This is a genomic window from Ensifer sp. (genome assembly GCF_035999185.1).
Lineage (GTDB): Bacteria > Pseudomonadota > Alphaproteobacteria > Rhizobiales > Rhizobiaceae > Ensifer.
Window position 1 is genome coordinate 1 of sequence record NZ_DASYHB010000003.1, and the last position, 4,115, is coordinate 4,115.

Consider the following 4,115-nt stretch of genomic DNA (forward strand, 5'->3'; position numbering starts at 1 on the left):
TCTCTTCGATCCTCCACGTCAATTGTCGTAAAATTGTTATTTGAGTCATACAGTTCGTAATCGCAAGCTGTATTGTTATAAGTGTGCGAGACGGGATTCGGCAGGAGGTCCAATGGGCAAGAAGAACAAGGCCGAAAAGAAGGGCAAGAACGGCAAGAAGAAGGACGAGTTCCTGAACGATGAGCCGCACGATCTTGCCGCCATCCTTGTCCAGGCCGCGCGCTCCATGCGCACGGTGCTCTCCCGCAATCTGCTCGAAAGCGGCCTCTATGCCGGTCAGGACGGCGTGATGCTGGCGCTTGCCGAAACCGATGGATTGACCGCGGGTGGGCTTGCAGCCAGGCTCGGCGTCAAGGCGCCGACCATGACCCGCACGATCGGCCGCATGGAGGCGCAGGGCTTCCTTGAGCGGCGCCCGGACGAGGACGACGCGCGGCTGACGAAGGTCTATTTGACCGAGCCCGGCCGCAACCGGCTGCAGACCATTGCGGAAGCCGGCCAGCACTCGGAAGCGCTCGCCACACGCGGCCTGACCGACAAGCAGGTGCGCACTCTGATGAAGCTGCTGCGCGCCGTCGACAGCAATCTGCAGGCGGCACGCGCCGCCGATTGAGCCGTTGTTCCCGCATATTGCGGCGACGATTTAAACAGTTTAAAAGGGATTTAAATTGTGGCGTCGCTGTGTGCCTGGACCGCAGCGAATGACCGCAGGGTTTACTGTACCGTGCGACCGCATTGGATTGTGGGGACGGTGCAGTGAGGGGGCGGAACAGGGCTAACAGGGGGCATCGTGGCGCAAAAGGTCAAGCTTTCGACGATCGCGGAAACACTCGGTCTATCGACGGCAACGGTATCTCTGGCCCTACGTGACAGTCCTTTGGTGGCGACCGTCACCCGAGACAAGATCAAGGAGCAGGCCCGCGCGCTCGGTTATATCTACAACCGCCGCGCCGCCAGCCTCAGAACGTCCCGGTCCGGCATTATCGGCGTCGTCGTGCACGACATCATGAACCCGTTCTACGGGGAAATTCTCAAGGCGATCGAGGCCGAGCTCGACCGAGACAAGCAGACCTTCATTCTCTCCAACCATTATGATTCCGTCGACAAGCAGCGCGATTTCATCGAGACGCTGCTGCAGCTCGGCGGCGACGGCGTCATCATGTCGCCGGCGATCGGCACGCCGCTGGAAGACATCCAGCTTGCCGAAGACAACGGCATGCCGGCGATCCTGATCGCCCGTTCGATCGAGGGCGTGGATGTGCCGATCTTCCGCGGCGACGATGCTTACGGCATCTCGCTTGCGGCCAACCATCTGATCGGCCTTGGCCACCGCTGCATCGCCATGGTCGGCGGCACGGACGAGACCTCCACCGGACGTGACCGCTACCAGGGCTACGTCAACGCGCTTCGCAAGGCCAATATCGAGGTCGATCCGGAGTTGCGCATCCCCGGTCCGCGCACGAAGCAGGGCGGCTTCGAGGCGGCGGTGCATCTGCTGTCGCTGCCGCAGAAGCCGACAGCCGTCGTCTGTTGGAACGACCTGGTCGCGATCGGCATGATGAACGGCATTGCACGTGCCGGCCTCATTCCCGGCGTCGACATCTCGGTCACCGGCTACGACGACCTGGAGGAAGCCTCGATCGCGACGCCCGCTCTCACGACTGTCTGGAACGGCCAGGCCGACGTCGGCCGAAGTGCTGCCCGTGCGCTTCTCGACAAGCTCTCCGGCAGCCACGAGCCTGATGGTATTCACCTGATCAAGCCGGAAATGCGCATCCGGCAATCGACAGGGCCGTTGCGCGTCATCGCCTGAGGCCCATCACCCACAAGGAAGCTGCCATGTCTGCCCGCATTCGCGTTCTCGTGCCCGGAAAGATCAACCAAAGGGTCGTCGATCGCCTGGCGGAGCGGTTTGAAGTGGTGCGCATTGAAAGCGCCGACGCGGCGCTGGTGACGCAGCACATGCAGGACGTCAAGGCTATCGCCGTTTCCGGACGCGTCCCCGGCGCTCTGATGGATGCCCTGCCGCAGCTTGAGATCATCGCCAATTTCGGTGTCGGCTACGACGGTGTCGAGGTCGGCCATGCGGCCGCCAAGGGCATCGCCGTCAGCAATACGCCCGATGTCCTGACGGAGGAAGTGGCCGATACCGCTGTCGGCCTCGTGCTCAACACGCTCCGGCAATTGCCGCAGGCCGAGCAATGGCTGCGCCAGGGTCGCTGGGCCCAAGACGGCGCATTTCCCCTTTCGCCGCTGTCGCTGCGTGGACGCAGCATCGGCCTCTACGGGCTCGGCCGCATCGGCCTTGCGATCGCCAAGCGGCTGGAAGCCTTCGGTGTTTCGATCGCCTATCATACCCGCAGCCCGCGTGAGGGTCTGACTTACGCCTATCACCCGACGCTTGTCGGGCTCGCAGCCGCCGTCGATACGCTCGTCGTCATCGTGCCGGGCACCGAGGCCACCCGGCGCACGGTCAACGCCGAGGTGCTTTCAGCGCTCGGTGGCAACGGCGTGCTGATCAATGTCGGGCGCGGCTCCACGGTCGACGAAGCGGCATTGATTGACGCTCTCCAGGCCGGCGTGATCGCTGGTGCCGGGCTCGACGTCTTCGAGAACGAGCCGCAGGTGCCGGACGCATTGCTGGCTCTGCCGAACGTGTCGCTGTTGCCGCACGTGGCTTCGGCCTCGGTCGTGACCCGCAACGCCATGGCGGACCTGGTCGTCGACAATATCGAGACCTGGTTTGCGACCGGCAAGGCGCTGACGCCCGTGCCGGAAACACCGTTCACGCGGCGCGCGGTCTGAAGCCGGCGCACGGCCGAAACGAAGATTGTCAGGCTGCCAGCCGGCCGGCAGCGTAGGTTCTGACCGCATCGCCGAACGCCTTGAAAAGGCTCGCCGAAGGGGTATCGGTGCGGACCCAATATTCCGGATGCCACTGCACGCCGACGGCAAAGGCCTTGGCGCCGATCACTGAAACCGCTTCGATCGTGCCGTCGTCGGCAACGGCTTCGATGGCAAGGCGGGGCGCGGTGGCGCCGATCGCCTGCCGGTGCAGCGAGTTGACACGGATGCGCCCGGCGCCAAGAACCGGCGCGAGGCAGCTCCCCTCCTTGACGACCACATCCTGGCGGATGCCATAGGCAACGTCGAGCTCCTTCACGTCAGGCTTGCGGTGGTCCCAGATGCCCGGCTGGTCCTGGATTTCGCTGGCAAGCGTACCGCCGAGCGCGACGTTCAGTTCCTGGATGCCGCGACAGATGGCGAGCAGCGGCACGCCGCGCTCGATCGCCCGGGTAATCAGCGGCAGGCTGGTCGCATCGCGACCGGGATCGAAGGGGCCGTCGCTCTCCCTGGCCTCACGACCGTAAAGCGACGGATGAACATTCGAGCGGGCGCCGCTTGCGAGCACGCCGTCGACGCGGTCGAGGATCTCGTCGATGTCGTTGCCGGTTTCGAGCGCCGGAATGAGGAAGGGCATGACGCCGGCGCCTTCGACGGCGGCGCGCACATACTGGTGGGCTACGACGTGCCAGACATTGCCGTCAAATTCGCGGAAATCGCAGGGGATGGCAACGACGGGTTTCGACATCATCAGGCTCCGTAAAACGCTTAAGAAAAGCCTTGCCTTCAGATGCAGATGAAAGTCAACTGAGAAGGTGCCGCGTGTGACCGCTGCGCCGATCCGCTGGCGACCGGCAGCGGTCGCGACCTATAAACGGCAGGAAATCGCAGGTAATTCTTTAAGATCCGGTAACCATCGCGCACGCAAGTTTGGGACCGCCAGAAGGCGTCGCAGAATTGCCGAAGTTGTAGCCGAGCCCTAATATTGTGCGGATACCTATGTTTGGTTGCAGAAACCGAGTATTGTTCCGTGTGGTTCGCACTACTGAGTTGAACTCTTGGGCGACACCGAGGCCAGCCCGTGATTTTGCTGGGATTCGACACATATTTCGGGGCGTTAGACGAAATCATTCGTTAAGTCATCACCCCTAACAATCCGGTAAACCGGAGCTTGGTTCATGATGCGACTTGGACAGAGCGCTCTTCCGACTGACGTGTATCTGTCATCCGTGAGCTCGCTCTACGAACATCGCAAAACGCTGGTGATCGGC

4 protein-coding genes are annotated in these 4,115 nt (G+C 62.7%); 3 read left to right on the forward strand and 1 reads right to left on the reverse strand.

Translation table 11 applies throughout. The annotated features are described in order from the left end of the window. The first annotated feature begins 112 nt into the window (after window positions 1–112). The 3 genes from VGO04_RS00040 to VGO04_RS00050 all read left to right on the forward strand — a co-directional run bounded on the left by VGO04_RS00040 (window position 113) and on the right by VGO04_RS00050 (window position 2,805). Window positions 113–613 carry a MarR family winged helix-turn-helix transcriptional regulator gene (locus tag VGO04_RS00040; RefSeq protein ID WP_327493906.1) on the forward strand — a complete coding sequence of 167 codons (501 nt, stop codon included), beginning with the start codon at window positions 113–115 and terminating at the stop codon, window positions 611–613. Between the two features lie 177 nt (window positions 614–790). Continuing rightward, a complete protein-coding gene (locus VGO04_RS00045; protein WP_327493907.1) occupies window positions 791–1,813 on the forward strand; it encodes a LacI family DNA-binding transcriptional regulator in 1,023 nt (340 codons plus the stop codon). A gap of 26 nt (window positions 1,814–1,839) precedes the next feature. Continuing rightward, on the forward strand, window positions 1,840–2,805 hold the full coding sequence (locus VGO04_RS00050) for a 2-hydroxyacid dehydrogenase (RefSeq protein WP_327493908.1): 966 nt from the start codon (window positions 1,840–1,842) through the stop codon (window positions 2,803–2,805). Window positions 2,806–2,833: 28 nt separating this feature from the next. Here VGO04_RS00050 and VGO04_RS00055 read toward each other — a convergent pair whose 3' ends face one another. Continuing rightward, entirely contained in the window at window positions 2,834–3,592 is a 759-nt protein-coding gene (locus tag VGO04_RS00055; protein ID WP_327493909.1) for a gamma-glutamyl-gamma-aminobutyrate hydrolase family protein, read from the reverse strand. Window positions 3,593–4,115 lie beyond the last annotated feature (523 nt).

Coding starts and splice junctions, on each gene's coding strand:
- VGO04_RS00040 (WP_327493906.1), top strand. CDS start 113: ATGGGCAAGAAGAACAAGGCCGAAAAGAAGGGCAAGAACGGCAAGAAG.
- VGO04_RS00050 (WP_327493908.1), top strand. CDS start 1,840: ATGTCTGCCCGCATTCGCGTTCTCGTGCCCGGAAAGATCAACCAAAGG.
- VGO04_RS00055 (WP_327493909.1), bottom strand. CDS start 3,592: ATGTCGAAACCCGTCGTTGCCATCCCCTGCGATTTCCGCGAATTTGAC.